We start from the raw sequence: 23,398 nt of genomic DNA, 5'->3' as shown, positions 1-23,398 counted from the left end.
CGCGACGCGGGGTGTCCGGTCTGGTTCGACGCTATGCCGCAAGGGGAGAAGGGCGGAGGGCTATCGGTCATTCTGGACCGCCCCGGAGGGTGTGACGCCGCTCTCGGCGACGTCCGTTCCCCGGGTGCCGTCGACGTACGGAGTGCGTTGCCGCCGGCGCTCGCCGCGTTTCCGTTCGCGCCCACGGCCGTCGCCGTGATCCCGTCCCGCCCGTGAAGATCGGCGATTGACGCCCGGTCACGGATGTCGTCCGTGCGTTCCGGGCGCGGGGCAGGGGCGACGATGCCCCCGCGAGATATCGCGCTGATCACGCCACCAGGCTATCGCCCCCGACCGGGGGGTCGTCATGAGCCGTATGTGTACAAAAGCAGGGGGGCAACTTTGACACTATGCACAGGGGCGGAGAGGGCGACGGCATGCAGTGCGGGCCGACTGCGGGCTACCGTCGTCCTACGGACCGTGTTCTGCCCCTCGGCAAGCACCTTCCCCGGGGACAGGTCGGCAGGGACGGCGGACGCGACGCGCAGGACGGCCGACGGGAGCGCAGCACCATGGCAGCGAAGATCCTCATTGTCACCGGCGACGCGGCGGAGTCGCTGGAAGTCCTCTACCCCTACCAGCGTCTGCGCGAGGAGGGGTACGAGGTGCATATCGCGGCCCCCACCCGCAAGAAGCTGCAGTTCGTGGTCCACGATTTCGAGCCCGGCTTCGACACGTACACCGAGAAGCCCGGCTACACCTGGCCCGCGGACCTGGCCTTCGCGGAGGTCGACCCCGGCGCGTACGTCGCCCTGGTCATCCCCGGCGGGCGCGCCCCGGAGTACCTCCGCAACGACCTCGAACTCCGCAAGATCCTGAAGTCGTTCTTCGACGCGGACAAGCCGGTGGCCCAGATCTGTCACGGCCCCCTGCTGACCGCGTCCGTGGACAGCCTGAGCGGGCGCCGCGTCACGGCCTATCCCGCGCTGGAACTCGACATGCAGGCGGCGGGCGCGACCTTCCAGGACGCGGAGGCCGTCGTCGACGGCACCCTGGTCTCCGCCCGCGCCTGGCCGGACCACTCCGCCTGGATGCGCGAGTTCCTCAAGGTGCTGCGCTCGAAGGCCCCGGTGAACTGACGCGCCGACGGGCACGGCCGCCCTCCGGCGAGCTGTCCGGCACGGCCCTCCGGCGAGCTTCCGGGGAGGTCGTCCCCGGCGCGCGCCCGTCCGGGAGGGCCGGCGAGCCGTCCGGGAGGCGGGCAGGGGCCTCAGGCCGCCAGCCTGCCGGCCTCCTCGACCGCCTCCTCCAGGCTGTCCACCACGGGAACGCCGACCACTTCCAGGCTGGCACGGCTGTGGGAACCGCCGGTGTAGAGGACCGCCCCGGCCCCGACGTGCCGTGCGGCGACCGCGTCGTCCGCGGCGTCGCCGATCACCACCACGCGGGACGGCTCGGCACCCGCGATCGCCCCGAGGTGGCGCACCATGTGCTCGGCCTTGCTGCCGCCCGAGGGCCCGGTCCGTCCGTCGACCCGGACGAAGTGCGGCTCGATCCCGAAGCCCCGCACCAGCGGGACCAGCTCCTCGTGCCCGTACATGCTCAGGAGGGACTGGCTGCGGCCCGCCGCCTCCCACCCGGCGAGCAGCGCGGGCACTCCGGCGGTGAGCCCGCACCCCCTGCGGTGCTCGGCGTAGTACCGGTGGAAGGTGTCGTCCATGATCTGCCACTCGGTGTCCGTGGGCAGCCGGCCCATCAGCCGCTCGTAGAACCTCGGCACGGGCACGCAGTACATCGCCCGGTACCGCTCCAGGGTGATCGGCTCAAGACCCAGCTCGGCGAAGGCCGCGTTCGTCGCCCCGATGATCGCGTCATTGTCGTGGAACAGCGTGCCGTTCCAGTCCCAGACAATGTGCGCGTTTCCTTGCTTCCCCATACCGAGAAACGTACCCGCCGCCACCGACAACACCTCGTCGCGGGCGGAGAGCGGGCGGCTACTCCCCGAGTCCGACCAGGCCGGGGATCTCCTGCGTGGCGAACCACAGCAGCTCGTGGTCGTCGGCCCCGTCGACGACGAACTGGGCGTCGTCGTCCCCGGCCTCGGCCGCGCCCAGCGCCGCCGCGGCCGCGGTCACGTCCGTCTCGGCGTCGTCCGCGTCGACGTGCACGGCGGCCGCCTTGGCCAGGGTCACGTCCTGGGAGACCCGCACCTCGCCGAGCGCGGCGGGATCGAGTCCCCGGTCGGGGTCGGCGGCCGCGGCCCGGTCCGGAACGTCGACCGCGACCACGACCCGGCGCCGCACGGCCTGGGGATCGGCCGCCAGGAGCCGCAGCGAGGCCAGCGCGGCACGGCTCAGCGCCGCGTACTCCAGTTCCTCGATGTCGTCGGAGAGATACCACTCGCGCAGGGCGGGCGTGACGGCGTACGCGACGAACGGTCCCGTCTCCAGCTCTCCCGTCTTGTACGCCTCGGCGAGACCGGAGAGGGTCAGGGGGACGTAGACGCGCATGGCTGGCCGCTTTCGTGGTCGGGGCTCCGGGATCACGCGGTGCGAGCACTCCGGGGAGGGCGGTCCCGCGCCTTTGGAGAGGGCCTTCAGGATACGTGCGGGCGTCCCCTTTCGAGGTCCCGGCCGCGCCCTCCGCGACGTCCACCCCACGCCCGCGATTCACCCGGTACTCCCCTTGGCCGCCAAGGGTTCCACCCCTCCCCGCAACCCTGATAGGTGAACTCTCCCGAGGGCGCGGCGCGCGCCCGCCGTCCTTGCGCGGGCACCTTCCCGGCTCGTACAAGATCCCCGACACGAAAGTTACCGACCGGTATCACCGGTCCGGACGACGAGCGGGGACGACGCATGAACAAGGTGATGACCAGGACCAGGCGCCACCCGGGCACCCGCCCGCCCGGCCGTCAGGACTCCCGCCGCCCCGGCGGCGCCCCACCGCGCACCCCGGGCACGGGCACCCCCGCCCGGCGGCCGGGCGGGGACCCGCCGCAGGACACGAGCCCGTCCTCCGCGCCCTCCGCCGGCACCCCGCCGCAGGGCGAGGCCGGGACGAGCACTCCGCCGCGCGGCGCGGCCCGGCCCGGCGCCCTGCCGCCCGGCGGGGCCCGGACACTCGCCACGGCGTCCCCCGGGGTGCCCGGGCGCCCCGCTCCGGGGCCCCGCCCCACCGACGTCTTCGCCGAGCGGCTGCTGGCCGTGCTGAGCGGTGCCCGCCCCGTCCACTGCATGCTGCGCCACACCGCCGGCCGGGCCTACGACGAGCTGGTGCGGCTCGCCGAACGCGGCCCCCTGCGCACCCGCGGCACGCGCCCCGTCGTCCGGGACATCGGCTACTACGTCGCGCGTCCCGGCGCCGTCGAGGCCTTCGCCCGCATCGGCGCCGGTGACCAGCTCCGCGCCATGGCCTTCCGGCTGGAGCAGGGCCCCGACCTCCGCTGGCGCTGCACCGCGATCGAACTCGGCGGCCCCCGCACACCCCGCCCCACCGACTGAACGCCACCGTGTCCCCGGCCTCCGGGCCCGTGTCCCGGGCCCGGAGACACGGCAGGGTGACACGGCCCGGGGACACGGCCCGGGGACACGGCCCGGGGACACGGCAGGGGCCGGACACCAGGTGTCCGGCCCCTGCCGTGTCATCGGTCGCGCGCGGCGGCGGTCGCCCGCCGCCCGCGACGCTCACTCACTTCTTGCGGCGGCGCACGCCACCCTTCTGCGCCTTGCGGCGCTCCGCGCGCGTGAGGCCGTCCGCCTCGGACCGCACCGGCTCGTCGCTGGCGAAGTCGCCCTCGACGATGCCGCCCTCGCCGTCCACCGTCGGCGCGGAGAAGTGCAGCCGGTCCGGCCGCTGCGGGGCGTCGAGACCCTTGGCGCGGATCTCGGGGCGCCCCGCGCCCGCGGGAACGGCTTCCTGCTTGGCCAGGGACGGCGCGGAGTCCTCGACCAGGACCTCCTCGACCTGCTGCTCGACCTGGACCTCCAGGTTGAACAGGTAGCCGACGGACTCCTCCTTGATGCCGTCCATCATGGCGCTGAACATGTCGAAGCCCTCGCGCTGGTACTCGACCAGCGGGTCCTTCTGGGCCATCGCACGCAGGCCGATGCCCTCCTGGAGATAGTCCATCTCGTAGAGGTGCTCACGCCACTTGCGGTCCAGGACCGACAGCACGACCCGGCGCTCCAGCTCACGCATGATCTCGGAGCCCAGCTGATCCTCGCGGGCCGAGTACTGGTCGTGGATGTCGTCCTTGATGGACTCGGAGATGAACTCGGCGGTCAGACCGGCGCGGTCGCCGGCCTCCTCCTCCATCTCGTCGACGGTGACCTTCACCGGGTAGAGCTGCTTGAAGGCGCCCCACAGCCGGTCGAGGTCCCACTCCTCGGCGAAGCCCTCGGCGGTCTCGGCCGCGATGTAGGCGTCGATGGTGTCGTCCATGAAGTGCCGGATCTGCTCCTGGAGGTCCTCGCCCTCCAGGACGCGGCGGCGCTCGCCGTAGATGACCTCGCGCTGCCGGTTGAGCACCTCGTCGTACTTCAGGACGTTCTTGCGGGTCTCGAAGTTCTGCTGCTCGACCTGCGACTGGGCGGACGCGATGGCACGCGTGACCATCTTGTTCTCGATCGGCACGTCGTCCGGCACGTTCGCCATCGACATCACGCGCTCGACCATCTGCGCCTTGAACAGACGCATCAGGTCGTCGCCCAGGGAGAGGTAGAAGCGGGACTCGCCCGGGTCGCCCTGACGGCCGGAACGACCGCGCAGCTGGTTGTCGATGCGCCGCGACTCATGGCGCTCGGTGCCCAGCACGTAGAGCCCGCCGAGGTCGTGGACCTCGTCCTTCTCGGTCTTCACCGCCGCCTCGGCCCGCTCCAGGGCCGCGGGCAGGGCGTGCGCCCACTCCTCGATGTGCTCCTCGGGGTCGAGGCCGCGCTGGCGCAGCTCCGCTTCGGCGAGGTCCTCGGGGTTGCCACCGAGCTTGATGTCCGTACCGCGACCGGCCATGTTCGTGGCCACGGTCACGGCGCCCTTGCGCCCGGCCTGGGCGACGATCGTCGCCTCCCGGTCGTGCTGCTTGGCGTTCAGCACCTCGTGCTGGACACCGCGCTTGGAGAGCTGCTGCGAGAGGTACTCGGACTTCTCGACCGACGTCGTACCGACGAGGATCGGCTGGCCCTTCTCATGCTTCTCGACGATGTCGTCGACGACCGCCTCGAACTTCGCGACCTCGGTGCGGTAGATCAGGTCGGACTGGTCCTTGCGGACCATCGGCCGGTTGGTCGGGATCGGGACCACGCCGAGCTTGTAGATCTGGTGGAACTCGGCGGCCTCGGTCATCGCCGTACCGGTCATGCCGGACAGACCGGGCAGTTCCTTGCCGTCGTGGTCGTGGCGCTTGTAGAGGCGGAAGAAGTTCTGGAGGGTGATCGTGGCGAGCGTCTGGTTCTCGTCCTTGATGTCCACCCCTTCCTTCGCCTCGATCGCCTGGTGCATGCCCTCGTTGTAGCGGCGGCCGGCGAGGATACGGCCGGTGTGCTCGTCGACGATCATGACTTCGCCGTCGATGACGACGTAGTCCTTGTCCTTCTTGAACAGTTCCTTGGCCTTGATGGCGTTGTTCAGGTAACCGACGAGCGGGGTGTTCACCGACTCGTAGAGGTTGTCGATGCCCAGCCAGTCCTCGACCTTGGCGACGCCGGGCTCGTGGATGGCGACGGTGCGCTTCTTCTCGTCGACCTCGTAGTCGCCGGTCTCCTCGATGCCCTTCAGCGGGTTGCCGGGCTCGCCCTTCTTCAGGCGGGTGACCAGCTTGGCGAAGTCGCCGTACCACTTGGTGGCCTGGTCGGCCGGGCCGGAGATGATCAGCGGCGTACGGGCCTCGTCGACGAGGATCGAGTCGACCTCGTCGACGATCGCGAAGTTGTGGCCGCGCTGGACGAGCTCGTCCTGGGACCACGCCATGTTGTCGCGCAGGTAGTCGAAGCCGAACTCGTTGTTCGTGCCGTACGTGATGTCGCACGCGTACTGCTCGCGGCGCTGGGCCGGAGTCATGTTGGCGAGGATGCAGCCGACCTCGAGGCCGAGGAACTTGTGGACGCGGCCCATCATCTCCGAGTCGCGCTCGGCCAGGTAGTCGTTGACCGTGATGAGGTGGACGCCGTCTCCGGAGAGAGCGTTCAGATAAGCGGGCAGGGTGCCGACGAGGGTCTTGCCCTCACCGGTCTTCATCTCCGCGACATAGCCGAGGTGGAGCGCGGCGCCACCCATGATCTGCACGTCGTAGTGACGCTGGCCAAGAGCGCGCTTGGCCCCTTCGCGGACGGTGGCGAAGGCCTCGGGCATCAGGTCGTCGAGGGTCTCGCCGTCGGCGTACCGCTGCTTGTACTCATCGGTGAGGGCCCTCAGCTCGGCGTCGGAGAGGTCGACGAAGTCCTCTTCGATGGAGTTGACCTGGTCCGCGATGCGGTGCAGTTTGCGCAGGATCTTGCCTTCGCCTGCACGCATGATCTTCGAGAGGACGGACACGGGGGTTTGTCTCCTTGCCGGTCGGGCCTGGGACGGTCGGTTTCAATGACAGTTTCAAATCACAGCTTGAGCAACGGCCATCGTAAGCGAGGACCACACCGCGCCGGGAGGTCTGCCGGTGACAGCCACCAGGACAACGGACAGGGGCTGCCGAAGGTGCCGCGTTCGCACAGCGAAAAGTAGCGAACCGGTCACCCAGGGCAAAGGATTGGCGTCCTTTCGGTTGCCCGAGCAGAATCGGCCGATGGACCCCGTCACGCTGACCACCGATCGTCTCGTCCTGCGCGCCGTGGGCGTGGACGACACCGACGCCGTCTTCGAGGCCGCCCAGGATCCCGACATCCAGCGCTGGACCACGATCCCGTCGCCCTATCTGCGCGAGCACGCGTCGGGTTTCACGGACCAGATCGTGCCCGAGGGCTGGGTGGACGGCTCGGCCTTCGCCTTCGGTGTGTTCCTCCCCTCCGGGGAGCTGGCGGGCATGCTCTCGATCACCATGCGCTCCCTCGGCGTCGGCGAGGTGGGTTACTGGGCGACGAAGGAGCACCGCGGCAACGGCTACATCGTCGAAGCCACCGTCGCCGCCTCCCGCTGGGCCTTCACCGACCTGTCCGTCGACCGCGTCGAATGGCGCGCCGAGGTCGGCAACACCGGGTCCCGCGCGGTCGCCGAACGTGCCGGCTTCACCATCGAGGGGACCCTCCGCTCCGCCGTCAACAACAAGGGCGTACGCAGGGACTGCTGGGTGGGTTCGCTGCTCCCCTCGGACCTGGGCCTCCCGTCGACGGCGCCGTACCTGCCGGCCAGGTGAGCGCCGTGGCGGGTCCCGGAGCGGATCCCGCTCCGGGACCCGGACCCGGGTCCCGCGCTCGCGCCGCCGCGGTCCCTCCGTGGGCGCCCCGGTTGTCAGTGGGACCGCCTAACGTGTGGGCATGACGAGTCTTCCGCGTCCCACCACCGAACTCTCCGCGGACGAAGCCCGCCGCATCGCTCTGCGGGCGCAGGGTTTCCTGGGCGCCCCGGACCGCAGGGCGGGCGTCCGCGGGGTCCTGCGGCACCTCGGCGCGGTCCAGCTCGACACGATCTCCGTCCTCGCCCGCTCCCACGAGCTGATTCCGTACGCCCGGCTCGGCGCCGTCGGCCGCAGGACCGTGGAACAGGCGTACTGGACGTCGGCGTTGCCCGCCGACACGCCCCCGGCACCGCACGCGTTCGAGTACTGGTCCCACGCGGCCTGCATCCTGCCCGTGGAGGAGTGGCCCCACTTCGCGTTCCGCCGTCGCGCCTACCGCGCCCGCCCGCACTGGAACCACGACCTGCCCGACGGCGCCTACGACCAGGTCCTCAAGCAGCTGCGCGCCGAAGGCCCCCTGACGGCGACGGACTTGGGCGGGGCGAAGAGGACCAGCGAGTGGTGGGACTGGTCGGGCACGAAGGTGGCCGTCGAGCGCGCGCTGATGTACGGCGAGGTGGTGTGCGTGGAGCGGCGCGGCTGGAAGCGGGTCTACGACCTCGCGGAGCGCGCCGTCCCGAAGGCACTGCTGCACGACGGGCTGGACGACAGGGAGTGCCTGCGCCGTCTCGTCCGCCTGGCCGGACAGTCCCTCGGCGTCGGCACGCGCGCGGACATCGCCGACTACCACCGCCTCAAGCTGGATCAGGTCGACGCGGTGATCGGGGACTCGGGTCTGGTGCCCGTGACGGTGGAGGGCTGGGGCAGGGCCGCGGCCGGGAAGGGCGGCGCGGGGGGCCCGGGATCAAGACCGGCCGGAGACGCGTGGGCGGACCCGGCGGCGCTGGAGACGGTCCCGCGCGGCCGTCACCGCACGACACTGCTGTCGCCCTTCGACTCACTCGTCTGGGAGCGGGCGCGCACGGAGCGGATCTTCGATTTCACGCATCGCCTGGAGGCGTACACGCCCAAGCCGAAGCGGGTCCACGGCTATTTCGCGATGCCGGTCCTCGCCGGTGGCCGGCTCGTCGGCCGGGTCGACCCGGCGCGCGAGGGCCGCACGCTGGTCGCCAGACAGGTCACCCTGGACGGCGCGAAGGCGGTCCCGGCGGTGGCCCAGGCCCTGGCGGAGGCCGCGGACTGGGTGGACTGCACGGATGTCCGGGTCGAGCGGGTGGACACCCCGGACCTGCGCGAACCGCTGGCCGCGGAGCTCGTGCGCATCCTGGGGTGACATCGAGGGAGGGCGACTAGCGGATCTCGAGGATCTTCTCCCGCATCGCGTAGACCACGGCCTCCATCCTGGAGTGCAGTTGCAGCTTCTCCAGGATGTTGCGTACGTGGTTCTTCACGGTGTTCTCGGAGATGAACAGTTCCTTGGCGATGTCACGGTTGTTCATCCCCGTGGCCACCAGCTTGAGGACCTCCAGTTCGCGGTCGGTGAGCCGCGGCGCGGGCACCAGCCGGCGCTCGTCCGTGCGCTGGATCATCGACTTGAACTCGGTGAGGAGCTTCGACGCCATCGACGGACTGATCTGCGACTGCCCGTCGGCGACCGCGCGGATGGCGGTGGCCACCTCGTCCGTGGAGATCTCCTTGAGGAGGTACCCGGTCGCCCCCGCCTTGATCGCGTCGTAGAGGTCGGCCTCCTCGTCGCTGATCGTCAGCATGATGATCTTCGCGCTGGGGGCCACCTCCTTGATGGAGGTGCACGCCTCGATACCGCCGCGCTTGGGCATCCGTACGTCCATCAGCACGATGTCGGGCAGCAGGTCGGCGGCCTTGTCGACCGCCTCCGCGCCGTCCCCCGCCTCACCGACGACCTGGATGTCCTCCTCGGCCGCGAGGACGATCTCCAGACCGCGGCGGAAGAGAGCGTGGTCGTCCACGACAAGGACCCTGATGGGCTCCTTGCGTGAAGAGCCCCCGTCCGGGCCGGATGCGGCGACTCCGCCGCTGGTGTCACCGGCACGCATCGGTCCGAAGCTGTCCGCCATCGTTCCTCCCCCTGAAGGCCGTGGCCTGTGTTTCCGCGGGTCGCCAACCCAAGGCAACGACCCACCGGTTGGGCCGGTCCGGCCATGATTCCATGTCCGGACGGCGGCGGGGTGACGGAGCGGGGCGTGAAGTGGTCGCACACCGGTGCCCCTGGGGGCGCACTCGCGCTCCAGGGGCACCGGCTCATCCGTCACCGGGGACGGTCAGCCGCCGAGCGCGCCGCCCGGCGCGTCCGCTCCGGCCTGGGTGACCATCGGGTCCGTGTTGAGGTGGATGACCCCGTAGTCGTACGCGTGGCGCCGGTAGACCACGCTGGGCTCCTTCGTCTCGGAGTCGACGAAGAGGTAGAAGTCGTGCCCGACCAGCTCCATTTCGTAGAGCGCCTGGTCGAGCGTCATCGGTGCGGCCACGTGGGTCTTCTCCCGGACGACACAGGGGCCTTCGCCCATGATCTCCAGAGAGCCGATCTTCTTGGTGGGTACGGCGTCCGGCTCCTCGTCGTGGACGACGTCACCGCTGCCGTTCAGGGTCGCGGCCCCCGGGACGACGTCGGCGACCTCGGCCGCCGAGATCCTGCCGTTGCCACGGCGGGTGTAGCGCTTGTCGTGCTGCTTGCGCAGCCTGGCCTCGAGCTTGTCCGCGGCCAGGTCGAGTGCTGCATACGCGTCGCTTGCCGCTGCCTCCGCCCGGATCACCGGCCCGCGGGAGTGGAGCGTGATCTCCACCCGGTCACTGCGGTCGGCCTGTCGGGGGTTGGGCTCCTTGGACACCTCGACATCGAGGCTGATCACCTTGCCATCGAGCTTCTGGATCTTCTCCAGCTTCAGCTTCTCGGCCACGTGCTTGCGGAACCGCTCGGGCACCTCGGTCTTGCGGCCCTTGACGACGATGTCCACGCAGAACTCCGTTCCCGGATAGCCCCGCTCCACTGGCGGAGCATCTCCCTTTTGCACCAGGCTCCGGTGAGCCCCGGAACCTCGGACTCGGTGACTTTCACCTCCTCCTCCCCCAAGGACAAGATCTCCACCCCACCGATGCGGGTGATTGCCGGAAAGTGATGCCTCGGCACTCGGACGCGCGAGGTACGGCCTGCGCCATTGCCTCACAACCGAACATATCTCGCCCGGACGGATGTCGTCACCCTCTACTGATACGTACCTCCGTTCAGGTGAATTGACCCTCTTATTACCTGCAACGATGCAAGTTCTCGGTCAGTTCCGGTTTATTTCGAAGGCGTCCGGCGGTGCCGCGATCACGGCCGAACAGACCGTCGCACCACTCCTTCCTCCGGCCTGCTCCCTACCCGGGATTCGCCTGTACACCACCGCCCGTCCCGTCCTCTCACCCGTCCACCGCAGCGCCCGCACACCCGACTGCGCCGCCCGCACCGCCCGCGCCGCCTCCGCCAACGACGCCCCGGTGGTCATCAGGTCGTCCACCAGCACGACCCGCCCTCCTTCGGCCAGCATCCGCCCGCCACCGGCGACGACCTCCAGGGCGCCCGCCAGATTCACCGCCCGCTGGCGGGAGTTCAGCCCCGACTGGTCGGCCACGGCACGCTTCTGCCGCAGCGCGCCGAGCACCCGGGCCGGCGTTCCGGTACGCCTCAGCTCCCCCGCCGCCGCGAGCGCGATCCGCCGCGTCGGATCGTGCCCCCGCGCCCGGACCACCCGCCGCGCCGACGGCACGGGCACGAGCAGCACGGGCCCGTGCCCCGCCCCGGCCGCCCGGACCGCCGTTCCAACGGTGTCCGCCCTCTCCCGCTCTCCCCGCACGTCCCCCTTCCCGAAGCCCCGCGGCCCCTGCGAAGCCGTGGGCAGACCTGCCTGACCAGGACGTACAGCGGGCTCCAGACCTGCCCGCACAGCCCCCGCGAGGGCCACGCCCAGGGGTGCCGCCAGCGCCAGCGCACCCCGTTCCTTGTGGGCGAGGAGCATGGCCCGCACCTCGTCCCCGTAGGGAGCCGCCGCGTGCACCACGGACAGCCCCGCCGGCTCGGGCACCGGTCGCACCCGGCCCGGAGCGGCCCCTGTCAGGGCGGCACGGCACTCGGGACAGAGCACCGTGCGAGGCCTCCCGCAGCCTCCGCACTCGGCCGGCAGCACCAGATCCGTGAGGTCCCGCCACCACCCCCGCATGGCCACCACTGTGCCAACGGCCGGACCGCTCGGCCACCCCTGTGGACAACCCTGGGGAACCGCCTGTGGACAGCTCCCGAAACGGCGGTGGGCCCGCCCGGAAACCGGACGGGCCCACCGCGGACGCACACGGCTCTACCCGGGGTAGACCGGCGCCGTCCCGTCCTGGACCACCTTCTGCCACTGCTCGCCCGCCGACAGCCGCACGATCCCGTCCGCCTCCGAGTGCGCCACGAGCGGCAGCTGCTCGTCCTCCGACGCGGCGATCTCCTTGACGTTGGCCAGCGCGGAGGGCGAGGTGCCCAGCGGGGTGGAACCGTCGACCTGGACGTACCGCATCTGCTGCACACCGCCCTTCTCGCTGCCGACCACCACGAGGCGGCTGTCCCCGGCCCAGGACATGGCCGTGACCTCCTCCAGCTGGGGCGCGACGGAACGCGGTTCGACGATGTACGCGCCGTCGGGCTCGCCGGACGCGGACCGCTCGATGCGCCCGATCTGGAGCGAGCTCTTGCCGTCCTTCTCGACGATCAGCGCGACGCGCACCCCGTCGGCGGCCACCCGCACCGCCTCGACGCGCCCGTCGACCTCAGGTGCCTGCACGACGACGGGCTCGCCCGCGCCCTTCCGCAGCAGGATCAGCCTGGGGTTCTTCGGGTCGCGGTCGGCGACCCACAGATCGCCGTGCGCGTCCCAGCTGGGCGTCGTCAGCCGGTCGTCGGCCGTCTTGCCCTGGCTGCGCACCACCGGCTCGGCGAGCGAACCGCCCGGCACCAGCGACCCGACGTACAGGTTCCGGCCGTCGGCCGACACCCCGGCCGCGGTGTCCTCGTCCCGCGACACCGCGGCGGCCCGCAGCTTCTTGCCGCCCTCGCCCAGCGCACCGGGCACCGGCTCGGGCTTCTTGTCGCGGTTGCCACCGGGCATCCGTACGAGCCGCTGGTCGTGATCGATGAAGTACTGGTACTCCGGGTGCTCGCCCGTGCCGTGCGAGGCGACGCTCTCGGCCTTGGCCTTGTCCAGCACGCACAGCTGCGAGCCGTTCGACCTCTGGAGCTCCACCTCGTCGACGCCGGTGGGCGTCAGGTTCCGGAGGGTGAGCAGGATCTGGGCCGCCATCTTCTTGCACTGGGGGCTTCCGACCCGGTCGGCCCTCGCGTTCAGCGGCACGGTGACGCTGTTGCGGTCGTCGGGCGACAGCGACACATCGCCGTTCTTCAGTTCCGTGCCCGAGGGGAAACTCGACCTGACCACCGGGTTCAGCCAGCTCGTGGGCCCCTTCAGGAGGGCGCGCACGATCTGCGTCATCGGATCCACCTGCGCGCGCACGAAGACCGGGTCGGCGACGGTCCCCAGGGGACTGCCTGCCCCGGAGGTCCCGTTCGACGCGTAGTAGTACTTATTTACGGACACGTAGTTGCGCTGGAAGTCCGACGTGCCCATCACGACGCCCTGCGGCAGCCCGTCGATACGCCACTGCTTGTTGCTCTTCAGCTTGGTCAGATGCACCGATCCGCTGTACTGGCCGGAGTCCGGCCCGTAGGCGTGCCGGGCGTCCACGGTGGCGACCTTGCTGCCGTTCAGCCGGAACAGGACCTCACGACTGCCCTCCTTGGTCCCCGAGGGCGCTCCCACGGGTTCCGGCGCGTCCGCGAGGACCGTCGTCGAACGGTAGGGGTCCCACGTCTTGCGCGCGCTGTCGGTGAGGTACTTGCCGGCCGTCTCGTACTTGGCGTCGTCGCTGGTCAGCGCCTCCAGGAAACCCTGGACGATCTCCGCCGCCGAGGCACCGGGATGCGGCGGCACGGCGTAGACGCGGACCTGCGAGTCCTGGCGCGGGGTGGACTCCACCCCGCGCAGATCCCCGCTGTCCGGCATCGAGGCGCACCCCGCCAGCAGCAGCGCTCCACAACCCGCGTACACCATGACGCTCACCGAACGGCGTCCACGGACGCCGTTCCCCCCGCGGTCAGCGCCCACGAAATGCCTCCCCATGTCCGAGCTCCTCCGGCGTCACGCCGTCCCGCCCCCGCTCCTGCGCGGTCCGTTCCCGGCCGGTGCCGGATGTCTCCTCCTGGCGGCGTGGCGGCCCGGCGGGCCGGGGCACCACACGAGCGCCGTTGCCCGGCAGCGCCGTCGGATCGGCCGTGGGCGAGACCCCGGCCAGCCGCGGGGCCATGGCCCCGGGCGGCGGTATCCGGTCCGCCGCGGACCCGGCCTGCTGCACCGGGACCGTGGCGCGCTTCGTGGCTCCGCCGTGCGGCAGACCGGCGTCGTCGAGTCCGCGGTTGCGCCGGGAATCCTTGGGTTCCAGGGGTATCGGTGATCCCCTGAGCGGCTCGTCCGCCGTCCGCGGCAGGGTCAGCCGGAACTGCGAACCGCCGCCCGGCTCGCCCCAGGCCTGCAGCCAGCCGCCGTGCAGCCGCGCGTCCTCCAGGGCGATGGACAGCCCCAGACCCGTGCCGCCGGTGGTACGGGCGCGTGCCGGGTCGGCCCGCCAGAAGCGGCTGAACACCCGGGTCGCCTCGCCGGGCTTGAGCCCGACGCCGTAGTCGCGGACGGCTATCGCGACCGCTCCGCCCGCGGCGGCGAGCTTGACGACGACGTCCTTGCCCTCGCCGTGTTCCACGGCGTTGACGACGAGGTTGCGCAGCACCCGCTCGACCCGCCGGGCGTCCGCCTCGGCTATCAGCGGCTGCTGGTCGCCGACGACGCGTACGCGCGTTCCCTTGCGCTCGGCGAGCGGCTCGGCTCCGCCGACCACCCGTCGTACGACTTCCCTGAGGTCGATGGCGTCGGCCTCCAGCGCCGCCGCGCCCGCGTCGAACCGGCTGATCTCCAGCAGGTCGGCGAGGAGCGTCTCGAAGCGGTCGAGCTGGTCGGCGAGGAGTTCGGCCGACCGCGCGGTCACCGGGTCGAAGTCCACGCGCGCGTCGTGGATGACGTCGGCGGCCATCCGCACGGTGGTCAGCGGTGTGCGCAGCTCGTGCGACACGTCGGAGACGAACCGCCGCTGCATCCGGGAGAGGTCCTCGAGCTGCTGGATCTTGAGCTGGAGGTTCTGCGCCATCTTGTTGAAGGCTTCGCCGAGGCGCGCGATGTCGTCCTCGCCGGTGACCTTCATACGTTCCTGGAGGCGTCCGGCGGAGAGCCGCTCGGCGATCCCGGCCGCCATCCGCACCGGTGTGACGACCTGGCGCACCACGAGCCAGGCGATGGCCCCGAGGAGCACCACGACGAACAGCCCGGCCGTCGCGAGGGTGCCCTTGACCAGGCTCAGCGACTTCTCCTCCTGCGTCAGCGGGAAGAGGTAGTAGAGCTGGTACGCGTCCCCGTTGGGGTCGCTGACCTGCTTGCCGATGACCAGTGCCGGCTGGGACTGCTTGCCGTCCTTGTAGACGACACGGGTGTAGCTCTGCGCCGCCGAGGTGCCCTCGTCGAGCCGGGCGCGCAGGTTCTCGGGGACGCTCACCGTCGAGTCGACCTGGCCCGAGGACCGCGGCGCGAGGCCGCCGCTGCCGTCGCCCGAGGCGGTGGAGTTGAGCGTCACCACGTCGAACGCGCCCTGCCCGCCACTGGACAGGGACACGACGAGGTCGGTCATCCACTGGCTGACGTTCTTGGACGGGCGGCCGTCCGCGTCCGTGCCGTCGTCGCCGTTCGCCGTCGCCGCCGCGTCCGCCTGCTGCTTGGCCACGGCGAAACCGCCGGTGGCCTGGCTCTGCGAGGCCCTCACCTTGGCGTCGAGCAGGCCGTTGCGCACCTGCCCGATCACGACGAAGCCGAGAAGCAGGACGACGCCCATCGACATCAGCAGCGTCGTCGCGACGATCTTGAGCTGGATGTTGCGCCGCCACAGCCGCATCACGGGCAGCAGCGGACGGCGCACCCAGCGTATGAGCAGCCGGAGAACCGGACTGCCCTGGACCCCGCCCTGGAGCAGCCCTCCTTCGAAGAACCGCTCCCAGCGGGAACCCTTCATTTTCCGGCCGACAGGCCGCCCCGAACGATCCCCCTGCTCAGCGGACGCCGAAGCGGCACTGTCCCATGACATGTCAGCTCGGTCCTGCCTTGTATCCGACGCCTCGAACGGTCACCACGATCTCCGGGCGCTCCGGGTCCTTCTCGACCTTGGAGCGCAGTCGCTGGACGTGCACGTTGACCAGACGGGTGTCCGCCGCGTGCCGGTAGCCCCACACCTGCTCCAGGAGGACCTCACGCGTGAACACCTGCCACGGCTTGCGCGCCAGAGCGACCAGCAGGTCGAACTCCAGCGGCGTCAGCGCGATCGACATGCCTTCCCGCTTCACAGAGTGACCGGCCACGTCGATGACGAGATCGCCGATCGACAGCTGCTCGGGTGCCGGTTCCTCCGAACGGCGCAGCCGCGCCCTGATCCGCGCCACCAGCTCCTTTGGCTTGAACGGCTTCACGATGTAGTCGTCGGCGCCCGATTCGAGGCCGACCACGACATCGACGGTGTCGCTCTTCGCCGTGAGCATCACGATCGGCACCCCGGACTCCGCCCTGATCAGGCGGCACACCTCGATGCCGTCCCTGCCGGGCAGCATGAGGTCCAGGAGCACCAGGTCGGGCTTGGCGTCGCGGAAAGCGGCCAGCGCCTTGTCGCCGTCGGCTACGAAAGACGGCTCAAAACCTTCACCACGCAACACGATGCCGAGCATCTCGGCCAGTGCGGTGTCGTCATCGACGACAAGGACTCGTCCCTTCATAAACGACATCATCCCATTAACTAAATCGTTACCTGGCGTGACAAGTCACACAGCTCGGCGAGAGCCTCAGCCGTCACGGGCGAAACAACGCCCTCTTCGGTGACGATCGCCGTGATCAACTCCGGCGGCGTCACGTCGAACGCCGGGTTGTACGCCTGGGTCCCCAGGGGTGCCACAGGTATACCTCTTCCCGGCTCCACACCCACCACCGGCACCTGCGGAGCCGCGATCTCCGTCACTTCATGACCCGCGCGCTGCTCGACCTCGATGGATTCGCCGTCGGGCGTGTCCTGATCGATCGTCGTCACCGGCGCCACCACGATGAACGGCACATGGTGGTACCTGGCCAGCACCGCGAGCGGATAGCTCCCCACCTTGTTCGCCACCGAACCGTCGGCGGCGATGCGGTCGGCCCCGATCAGCACCGCGTCCACCTCCCCGGCCGCGAACAGCGAGCCCGCCGCGCTGTCCGTGAGCAGGGTGTACGCCATTCCGCTGCGAGCGGCCTCGTAGGCCGTCAGGCGGGCGCCCTGGAGCAAGGGCCGCGTCTCGTCCACCCAGAGCCGCCGCAGCTGCCCCGCCCGGTGCGCGGCGAGCGCCACCGCGAAGGCGGTTCCCTCACCGCCGGACACCAGCGCGCCGGTGTTGCAGTGCGTGAGCACCCGGTGGCCGCCGCCCGGCAGCAGCTCGTCGAGCAGCGCCAGCCCGTGCGCGGCCATGCGCGAGCTCGCCTCGGCGTCCTCGCGGTGCAGCGCCCGCGCCGCACCGAGCGCCGCCGACGCGGCCGCCGCCTCGTCCCCGCCCGCGGACAGCGCCGCCCGGTGGGCCGCCTGCGCCCGGCGCACACCGACCGCGAGATTCACGGCGGTCGGCCTGGCACCGGCCAGCGCGTGGGCGGCCTCCTCCACGTCGAACCCGCGTACGGCGGCGAGCGCGACGCCGTACGCCCCGGCGATCCCGAGCAACGGAGCCCCCCGCACGGCGAGCGTACGGATCGCCTCCACCAGCGCGGGCGCGTCCGTGCACACCAGCTCGACCTCCTCCGCGGGAAGCCTCGTCTGGTCGAGAAGGACCACCACGGGGCCTTCGGGCGGTTCGTGCCAGCGGATCGCGGGTATCTCCGTCGGCCCGCTGTCCTCGCGGGGTTGCGCGTACTGATCGGCCATTCGCCCAGTCTGCCCCGTACCCGGCGGACAATTGAAGGTGTGCAGCCCATACGGGGCCCGACCGTTGCCGGGCACGCCGTGACACGATGGCTGTCGACCTGCCGCCGCGACCGCGGGACGGGCACCGTGAAGGAGCGACGATGAACGACACTCCGGGCTGGGCGTCGCCCGGATCCGCCCCCTCCGGCGACAAGGCGCCGGACTCGTCCGGCACCCCGCGGCCCGCGGACCAGGACGGAGCGAATCCGCCCGAGCAGCCCTCGAAGTGGTCCAAGGAGCAGCCCCCGCCGGCCCAGTGGTCCGCGCCCGGCGCACAGGGGCCCGCGGGGGCCCCGCCGCCCGCCGCGCCGGGTCCCGGCTGGGGCGGACGGCCTCCCGGCGGCCAGGGCGGTGGACACGGCGGCTGGGGAGGCCCCGGACAGGGCGGCCCCGGCGGGCCGGGCTGGGGCGGCACCTGGGGCGCACCGCCGCCCGCCGCCAAGCCCGGCGTGATCCCGCTGCGCCCGCTCGGCGTCGGCGAGATCCTGGACGGCGCCGTCTCGACCATGCGCGGCTACTGGCGCACGGTCCTCGGCATCTCGCTGACCGTCGCCGTCGTCACGCAGATCGCCATCATCCTGCTCCAGGGCTTCGTCCTGGACGACAGCGCCGCCACGGAAACGCTCAACGACCCGAGCGCCACCCTCGGCGAGCTGAGCCGGGCCATGAGCGACACCCTGCTCAGCTCTGGTCTCGTCCTGCTCGTCACCCTGCTCGGCACCATCGTCGCGACGGCCCTGCTCACCTCGGTGACCAGCCGCGCCGTGATCGGCAAGACGGTGACCACGAGCGAGGCGTGGCGGGACGCGCGCCCCCAGCTGGCCAAGCTGTTCGGGCTGACCCTGCTGCTCCCGCTCATCGCCGTCGCGATCGTGGGCGCCGGCGCACTGCCGGGTCTGCTCGTCGTCGCGGGCGGCTCGCGCGACGCCGGTGCCGCGCTCGCCGTCCTCGGCGCCTTCGCCGCGGGTTTCGTCGCCCTGTGGCTGATGGTCCGCTTCTCGCTCGCCTCTCCCGCCCTGATGCTGGAGAAGCAGGGCATCCTGAAGTCGATGCGCCGCTCCGCGAAACTCGTCCGCGGCTCCTGGTGGCGGGTGTTCGGCATCCAGCTCCTCGCCACGATCATCGCCAACATCTTGGCGTCGATCATCGTGATCCCCTTCGCCGTCCTCGCCGCCGCACTGAGCGGCGACGGCTTCACCGGCTTCCTCGACAGCTCCGCCGGCGACCTCGGCTGGACCTTCCTCATCGTCAGCGGCATCGGCTCGGTGATCGGATCCATGATCACCTTCCCGATCACCGCCGGCGTCACGGTGCTCCTGTACATCGACCGGCGCATCCGCCGCGAGGCCCTCGACCTCGACCTGGCCCGAGCCGCCGGCCTCCAGGACCACGGCAGCGTGGCCTCCGGAACCACCGGCACCACACCAGGGAGTTGATGCGGTGAACGGGGCGGGGGGAGTTCTCACGGCGGTACTCGCGGGACCGCACACCGGTACGACTACGGTCCTCGCGCTGTCCCGGAGCGACACACCACCGGTGACCACGCCGCGCGAGGCCGCACGGGAGGCGGCCAGACGTGAACTGTCCAAGCGGATGTACCACGAGAACGACCCCGGCCTCGTCCAGCGCGCCCTGAACGCCTTCTGGGACTGGGTCGACAGACTGTTCGGCACCGCTTCGGCCGCGACACCCGGCGGAACGCTCGGACTCGTCGTCATCGTCCTCGCGGCCGCGGCGGTCGTGGCCGCCCTGTGGTGGCGCCTGGGCACTCCGCACCGCACCCGGACCTCGTCCGCCACCCTCTTCGACAACCGCCCCAGGAGCGCCGCCGAACACCGCGCCGCCGCCGAGGCACACGCCGCCCAGGGCCACTGGAACCAGGCGGTCCAGGAACGCATGCGCGCCGTCGTGCGATCCCTGGAGGAACGCGCCCTGCTCGATCCGCGCCCCGGCCGCACGGCCGACGAGGCCGCCGCGGAGGCAGGCCGCTCCCTGCCCTCCCACACCGACCGGCTGCGCGCCTCGGCACGCGACTTCGACGACATCACGTACGGCGGCCGATCCGGCGACCCACGCGCGTACCAGCGCCTCACCGAGCTCGACCGCGACCTGGAGCGCACCAGGCCCGTACTCACGGACAACGCTCCCGGCACGCACCGGAACACGGCCCGCGACAGCCACCAGGGGGCCACCTCATGACCGAGGCCGCCCTCGCCCCCACCTCGTCCTCGCCCACCACCCGACAGCTGTGGACCCGCACGCGCGGAGTCGTCCTCGCGCTCGTCCTCCTGCTCGCGGCCGCCGTGGCGATAGCCGCGGTCCGCTCGGACGCCCGGCACGGCCGCCTCGACCCGCGCTCCGCGGACCCCTCCGGCAGCCGGGCCGTCGCCCGGCTCCTCGCCGACCGGGGGGTCTCCACACGTCCGGTCACCACTCTCGGCGAGGCCGCCTCCGCGGCCGGCCCCGACACCACCCTGCTGATCGCCTCCCCCGATCTGCTGACCAAGCGTCAACAGAGCCTTCTGCGCACGGCGACGGAGCGCTCCGGCGGCCGTACGGTCCTGATCGCACCCGGACCGCCCTCCCTCGGCACCCTCGTCCCCGAAGTCACCGCCGATCCCGCGGTCGGCTTCGACTCCACGCTCTCCCCCCGCTGCGGTCTGCCCGCCGCCCGCCGAGCGGGAAGCGCCGACACGGGCGGCATCCGCTACAGCACCACCGACCCGAACGCCGACACCTGCTACCCGAGCGACGGACTGCCCACGCTGCTGCGCGTTCCGGCAAGCTCCGGAAGCGGCGACACCGTCGTCCTCGGCGCCCCCGACATCTTCTTCAACGACCGTCTCGACGAGCAGGGCAACGCCTCGCTCGCGCTCCAACTCCTCGGCTCCCGCACCCATCTGGTCTGGTACCTCCCCTCGCTCTCCGACGACTCGGCCACCGACGCGGGCGACCAGAGCTTCTTCGACCTGCTCCCCTCCGGCTGGCTCTGGGGCACACTCCAGCTCTTCATCGCGGCCGCCGCGGCAGCACTGTGGCGGGCACGCCGCATGGGCCCCCTCGTACCCGAACGGCTTCCCGTCGCGATCCGCGCCTCCGAAACCGCAGAAGGCCGCGCCCGCCTCTACCGCAAGGCGTCCGCCCGCGACCGCGCGGCCGCCGCTCTGCGCTCCGCCACCCGCACCCGCCTCGCCCCCCTCATCGGCGTACCCCCGGTCCAGGCCCACGCGCCCGAGACCCTGCTCCCCGCCCTGGCCGCCCACGTCGACGGCGGCTCACAGGCCCTGCTCCCGCTCCTCTTCGGGCCGCCGCCCCGCGACGACGCGGCCCTCGTCTCTCTCGCCGACCAACTCGACGCCCTCGAAAGAGAGGTACGCATTTCATGATGAACCCGACCACTGACAACGCCGGGTACGCCGGGTATTCCGGGGACGCGGACACCGCCCGTTCCTCCCTGGAAGCCCTGCGCGCCGAGATCGCCAAAGCCGTGGTCGGCCAGGACCCCGCTGTGACCGGCCTCGTCGTCGCCCTCCTCTGCCGCGGACACGTTCTCCTCGAAGGAGTCCCCGGAGTGGCCAAGACGTTGCTCGTCCGCGCCCTCGCGTCCGCGCTGGAAATCGACACCAAGCGCGTCCAGTTCACCCCCGACCTCATGCCGAGCGACATCACCGGCTCACTCGTCTACGACGCCCGCACCGCCGAGTTCTCCTTCCAGCCCGGCCCGGTCTTCACCAATCTCCTGCTCGCCGACGAGATCAACCGCACGCCTCCCAAGACCCAGGCGTCGCTGCTGGAGGCGATGGAGGAACGCCAGGTCACCGTCGACGGCACTCCTCGCCCGCTCCCCGAGCCCTTCCTGGTCGCCGCGACCCAGAACCCGGTCGAGTACGAGGGCACCTATCCCCTCCCGGAAGCCCAACTGGACCGCTTCCTGCTCAAACTGACGATCCCGCTGCCCTCCCGCCAGGACGAGATCGACGTCCTCACCCGGCACTCCGAGGGCTTCAACCCCCGCGACCTGCGCGCCGCGGGCCTGCGTCCGGTGGCCGGCCCCGCCGACCTCGAAGCCGCCCGCGCGGCGGTCGCCAAGACAGCGGTCTCCCCCGAGATCACCGGCTACGTCGTCGACCTGTGCCGCGCGACCCGCGAATCGCCGTCGCTCACCCTCGGCGTCTCCCCGCGCGGCGCGACGGCCCTGCTCGCCACGGCCCGCGCCTGGGCCTGGCTGACCGGCCGCGACTACGTCATCCCCGACGACGTCAAAGCCCTGGCCCTGCCGACCCTGCGCCACCGCGTTCGACTCCGCCCCGAAGCCGAGATGGAGGGCGTGACGGCCGACTCCGTCATCAACGCGATCCTCGCCCACGTCCCCGTCCCCCGCTGATGGCACTCACCGGACGCGCCGCCCTCCTGGCGGCCCTGGGCGCGATCCCCGTCGGCATCTGGGGGCCCGGCTGGACAGGCATCCTCGCCGTGAACGTCCCCCTGGCCCTGGCCTGCGCCTGCGACGCCGCCCTCGCGGCTCCCGTACGACGCCTGGGCCTGACCCGCTCCGGGGACACCTCGGTGCGCCTCGGTGAAGCCGCCGACGTCACCCTCACGGTCACCAATCCCTCCGGCCGCCCCCTGCGCGCCCACGTCAGGGATGCCTGGCCGCCCAGCAGTTGGGAACCCGGCACGGAGGTCGAGGCCTCCCGTCACCGTCTGACGGTCCCCGCCGGCGAACGCCGCCGTCTGACGACCCGTCTGCGCCCCACGCGCCGCGGTGACCGCCGGGCCGACCGTGTCACGATCCGCTCGTTCGGCCCGCTCGGTCTGTTCTCCCGTCAGGGCAGCCACCAAGTCCCCTGGGCCGTACGGGTCCTGCCCCCTTTCACCAGCCGGAAGCACCTCCCTTCCAAACTGGCCCGGCTCCGTGAACTCGACGGCCGCACCAGTGTGCTGACGCGCGGTGAGGGCACGGAGTTCGACAGTCTGCGCGAGTACGTTCCCGGTGACGACACCCGGTCCATCGACTGGCGTGCCACGGCTCGCCGGACGACGGTCGCCGTACGCACCTGGCGTCCCGAGCGCGACCGCCACATCCTTCTGGTCCTCGACACCGGCCGCACCTCGGCGGGCCGCGTCGGTGACGCACCCCGCCTCGACGCCTCCATGGACGCGGCCCTGCTCCTCGGTGCCCTGGCCTCCCGCGCCGGCGACCGCGTGGACCTCCTCGCCTACGACCGCCGGGTACGCGCCCTGGTCCAGGGCCGTGCGGCGGGCGACGTCCTTCCGTCCCTGGTCAACGCGATGGCCGGGCTCGAACCGGAGCTCGTCGAGACGGACGCCCGCGGCCTGACCGCGACAGCCGTGCGCACGGCCCCGCGACGCTCTTTGATCGTGCTCCTGACGACCCTCGACGCGGCCCCCGTCGAAGAGGGCCTGCTCCCTGTGCTTTCCAGCCTCACCCAGCGCCACACGGTTCTGCTGGCATCGGTCGCGGACCCGTACGTCGCGCGCATGGCGAAGGCCCGGGGAGACGTCGACGCGGTCTACGAGGCAGCGGCGGCGGCCCAGGCCGAGGCGGGACGTCAGCGCACGGCGGAGACGCTGCGGCGGCGCGGAGTCACCGTCGTCGACGCGACTCCGGACGACCTCGCGCCGGCCCTGGCGGACGCCTATCTGGCCCTGAAGTCGGCGGGCCGCCTGTAAAACACCCTTGATAGAACAGGGAAGTCGGCAGGCCGACCGTCAGCCGACCGTGAACGGGGAGCGGAAAAACTGTTCTTGAACGCAGAAAACCCCCGGACCGGTGTCCCCGGTCCGGGGGTTTTCTTCAAAATTTGTTCGGCGGCGTCCTACTCTCCCACAGGGTCCCCCCTG

Annotated in this window: 19 protein-coding genes; 9 read left to right on the top strand and 10 right to left on the bottom strand. The window is 71.5% G+C overall.

Annotation, left to right across the window (positions count from 1 at the left end; translation table 11 throughout):
* The first annotated feature begins 551 nt into the window (after positions 1-551).
* Positions 552-1,118 (top strand): DJ-1/PfpI family protein, encoded by a 567-nt coding sequence (locus tag ACFYW9_RS17600; protein WP_328451823.1) that lies wholly within the window; start codon positions 552-554, stop codon positions 1,116-1,118.
* A gap of 131 nt (positions 1,119-1,249) precedes the next feature.
* Here the strand turns inward: ACFYW9_RS17600 and ACFYW9_RS17595 are convergent, their stop codons facing one another.
* Both ACFYW9_RS17595 and ACFYW9_RS17590 read right to left on the bottom strand, forming a co-directional pair.
* A complete protein-coding gene (locus ACFYW9_RS17595; RefSeq protein ID WP_389150693.1) occupies positions 1,250-1,915 on the bottom strand; it encodes an HAD family hydrolase in 666 nt (221 codons plus the stop codon).
* Between the two features lie 58 nt (positions 1,916-1,973).
* A complete protein-coding gene (locus ACFYW9_RS17590) occupies positions 1,974-2,489 on the bottom strand; it encodes a DUF6912 family protein (RefSeq protein WP_351862019.1) in 516 nt (171 codons plus the stop codon).
* A gap of 345 nt (positions 2,490-2,834) precedes the next feature.
* Here ACFYW9_RS17590 and ACFYW9_RS17585 point away from each other — a divergent pair, with 345 nt between their 5' ends.
* A complete protein-coding gene (locus ACFYW9_RS17585) occupies positions 2,835-3,479 on the top strand; it encodes an Rv3235 family protein (RefSeq protein ID WP_389150690.1) in 645 nt (214 codons plus the stop codon).
* A 187-nt stretch (positions 3,480-3,666) separates the two neighbouring features.
* Here ACFYW9_RS17585 and secA read toward each other — a convergent pair whose 3' ends face one another.
* Entirely contained in the window at positions 3,667-6,507 is a 2,841-nt protein-coding gene (secA, locus tag ACFYW9_RS17580) for a preprotein translocase subunit SecA (RefSeq protein WP_389150687.1), read from the bottom strand.
* Between the two features lie 244 nt (positions 6,508-6,751).
* On the opposite strand from secA, the gene ACFYW9_RS17575 reads away from it, so the two are divergent.
* A complete protein-coding gene (locus tag ACFYW9_RS17575; RefSeq protein WP_326787408.1) occupies positions 6,752-7,318 on the top strand; it encodes a GNAT family N-acetyltransferase in 567 nt (188 codons plus the stop codon).
* 121 nt (positions 7,319-7,439) lie between these two features.
* On the top strand, positions 7,440-8,693 hold the full coding sequence (locus ACFYW9_RS17570; protein ID WP_389150682.1) for a winged helix-turn-helix domain-containing protein: 1,254 nt from the start codon (positions 7,440-7,442) through the stop codon (positions 8,691-8,693).
* A gap of 16 nt (positions 8,694-8,709) precedes the next feature.
* Here ACFYW9_RS17570 and ACFYW9_RS17565 read toward each other — a convergent pair whose 3' ends face one another.
* The 7 genes from ACFYW9_RS17565 to mtnA form a co-directional block, all read right to left on the bottom strand.
* Entirely contained in the window at positions 8,710-9,456 is a 747-nt protein-coding gene (locus ACFYW9_RS17565) for a response regulator (RefSeq protein ID WP_389150679.1), read from the bottom strand.
* A gap of 204 nt (positions 9,457-9,660) precedes the next feature.
* Complete coding sequence (gene hpf / locus ACFYW9_RS17560; RefSeq protein WP_387308373.1) at positions 9,661-10,353, bottom strand: ribosome hibernation-promoting factor, HPF/YfiA family; 693 nt, start codon at positions 10,351-10,353, stop codon at positions 9,661-9,663.
* A gap of 315 nt (positions 10,354-10,668) precedes the next feature.
* A complete protein-coding gene (locus tag ACFYW9_RS17555; protein WP_389150676.1) occupies positions 10,669-11,595 on the bottom strand; it encodes a ComF family protein in 927 nt (308 codons plus the stop codon).
* A gap of 135 nt (positions 11,596-11,730) precedes the next feature.
* Complete coding sequence (locus ACFYW9_RS17550; RefSeq protein ID WP_389150673.1) at positions 11,731-13,575, bottom strand: LpqB family beta-propeller domain-containing protein; 1,845 nt, start codon at positions 13,573-13,575, stop codon at positions 11,731-11,733.
* On the bottom strand, positions 13,565-15,649 hold the full coding sequence (gene mtrB, locus ACFYW9_RS17545) for an MtrAB system histidine kinase MtrB (RefSeq protein WP_351862033.1): 2,085 nt from the start codon (positions 15,647-15,649) through the stop codon (positions 13,565-13,567). Before mtrB ends, ACFYW9_RS17550 begins: the two co-directional genes overlap by 11 nt.
* A gap of 1 nt (position 15,650) precedes the next feature.
* On the bottom strand, positions 15,651-16,340 hold the full coding sequence (mtrA, locus tag ACFYW9_RS17540) for a two-component system response regulator MtrA (protein ID WP_192582811.1): 690 nt from the start codon (positions 16,338-16,340) through the stop codon (positions 15,651-15,653).
* Between the two features lie 8 nt (positions 16,341-16,348).
* A complete protein-coding gene (gene mtnA / locus ACFYW9_RS17535; protein WP_389150668.1) occupies positions 16,349-17,494 on the bottom strand; it encodes an S-methyl-5-thioribose-1-phosphate isomerase in 1,146 nt (381 codons plus the stop codon).
* 140 nt (positions 17,495-17,634) lie between these two features.
* Here mtnA and ACFYW9_RS17530 point away from each other — a divergent pair, with 140 nt between their 5' ends.
* The 5 genes from ACFYW9_RS17530 to ACFYW9_RS17510 are packed head-to-tail and all read left to right on the top strand — an operon-like array spanning position 17,635 to position 23,227.
* On the top strand, positions 17,635-18,969 hold the full coding sequence (locus ACFYW9_RS17530; protein WP_389150665.1) for a hypothetical protein: 1,335 nt from the start codon (positions 17,635-17,637) through the stop codon (positions 18,967-18,969).
* A gap of 4 nt (positions 18,970-18,973) precedes the next feature.
* The gene (locus ACFYW9_RS17525) at positions 18,974-19,732 is read left to right on the top strand and encodes a DUF4129 domain-containing protein (protein ID WP_389150662.1); all 759 of its coding nucleotides are present in this window, start codon (positions 18,974-18,976) and stop codon (positions 19,730-19,732) included.
* A complete protein-coding gene (locus tag ACFYW9_RS17520; RefSeq protein ID WP_389150659.1) occupies positions 19,729-20,919 on the top strand; it encodes a DUF4350 domain-containing protein in 1,191 nt (396 codons plus the stop codon). The genes ACFYW9_RS17525 and ACFYW9_RS17520 overlap by 4 nt, the downstream gene beginning before the upstream one ends.
* Positions 20,919-21,917, top strand: a complete 999-nt coding sequence (locus ACFYW9_RS17515) for an AAA family ATPase (RefSeq protein WP_389150656.1) — start codon at positions 20,919-20,921, stop codon at positions 21,915-21,917. The genes ACFYW9_RS17520 and ACFYW9_RS17515 overlap by 1 nt, the downstream gene beginning before the upstream one ends.
* Positions 21,917-23,227, top strand: coding sequence for a DUF58 domain-containing protein (locus tag ACFYW9_RS17510; RefSeq protein ID WP_389150653.1), 1,311 nt, complete (start codon positions 21,917-21,919; stop codon positions 23,225-23,227). Before ACFYW9_RS17515 ends, ACFYW9_RS17510 begins: the two co-directional genes overlap by 1 nt.
* Positions 23,228-23,398 lie beyond the last annotated feature (171 nt).

It is taken from the genome of Streptomyces sp. NPDC002698, assembly GCF_042888945.1.
Lineage (GTDB): Bacteria > Actinomycetota > Actinomycetes > Streptomycetales > Streptomycetaceae > Streptomyces.
Note: the sequence above shows the minus strand (reverse complement) of the source record. Positions and strands in the feature narration are given on the sequence as shown.

Bases quoted from the DNA above. Each gene is read 5' to 3' on its own strand.
- ACFYW9_RS17600 (WP_328451823.1), top strand. From the start codon at position 552: ATGGCAGCGAAGATCCTCATTGTCACCGGCGACGCGGCGGAGTCGCTG.
- ACFYW9_RS17595 (WP_389150693.1), bottom strand. From the start codon at position 1,915: ATGGGGAAGCAAGGAAACGCGCACATTGTCTGGGACTGGAACGGCACG.
- ACFYW9_RS17590 (WP_351862019.1), bottom strand. From the start codon at position 2,489: ATGCGCGTCTACGTCCCCCTGACCCTCTCCGGTCTCGCCGAGGCGTAC.
- ACFYW9_RS17585 (WP_389150690.1), top strand. From the start codon at position 2,835: ATGAACAAGGTGATGACCAGGACCAGGCGCCACCCGGGCACCCGCCCG.
- ACFYW9_RS17575 (WP_326787408.1), top strand. From the start codon at position 6,752: ATGGACCCCGTCACGCTGACCACCGATCGTCTCGTCCTGCGCGCCGTG.
- ACFYW9_RS17570 (WP_389150682.1), top strand. From the start codon at position 7,440: ATGACGAGTCTTCCGCGTCCCACCACCGAACTCTCCGCGGACGAAGCC.
- ACFYW9_RS17565 (WP_389150679.1), bottom strand. From the start codon at position 9,456: ATGGCGGACAGCTTCGGACCGATGCGTGCCGGTGACACCAGCGGCGGA.
- ACFYW9_RS17555 (WP_389150676.1), bottom strand. From the start codon at position 11,595: ATGCGGGGGTGGTGGCGGGACCTCACGGATCTGGTGCTGCCGGCCGAG.
- mtrB (WP_351862033.1), bottom strand. From the start codon at position 15,649: ATGTCATGGGACAGTGCCGCTTCGGCGTCCGCTGAGCAGGGGGATCGT.
- mtrA (WP_192582811.1), bottom strand. From the start codon at position 16,340: ATGATGTCGTTTATGAAGGGACGAGTCCTTGTCGTCGATGACGACACC.
- mtnA (WP_389150668.1), bottom strand. From the start codon at position 17,494: ATGGCCGATCAGTACGCGCAACCCCGCGAGGACAGCGGGCCGACGGAG.
- ACFYW9_RS17530 (WP_389150665.1), top strand. From the start codon at position 17,635: ATGAACGACACTCCGGGCTGGGCGTCGCCCGGATCCGCCCCCTCCGGC.
- ACFYW9_RS17520 (WP_389150659.1), top strand. From the start codon at position 19,729: ATGACCGAGGCCGCCCTCGCCCCCACCTCGTCCTCGCCCACCACCCGA.
- ACFYW9_RS17515 (WP_389150656.1), top strand. From the start codon at position 20,919: ATGAACCCGACCACTGACAACGCCGGGTACGCCGGGTATTCCGGGGAC.
- ACFYW9_RS17510 (WP_389150653.1), top strand. From the start codon at position 21,917: ATGGCACTCACCGGACGCGCCGCCCTCCTGGCGGCCCTGGGCGCGATC.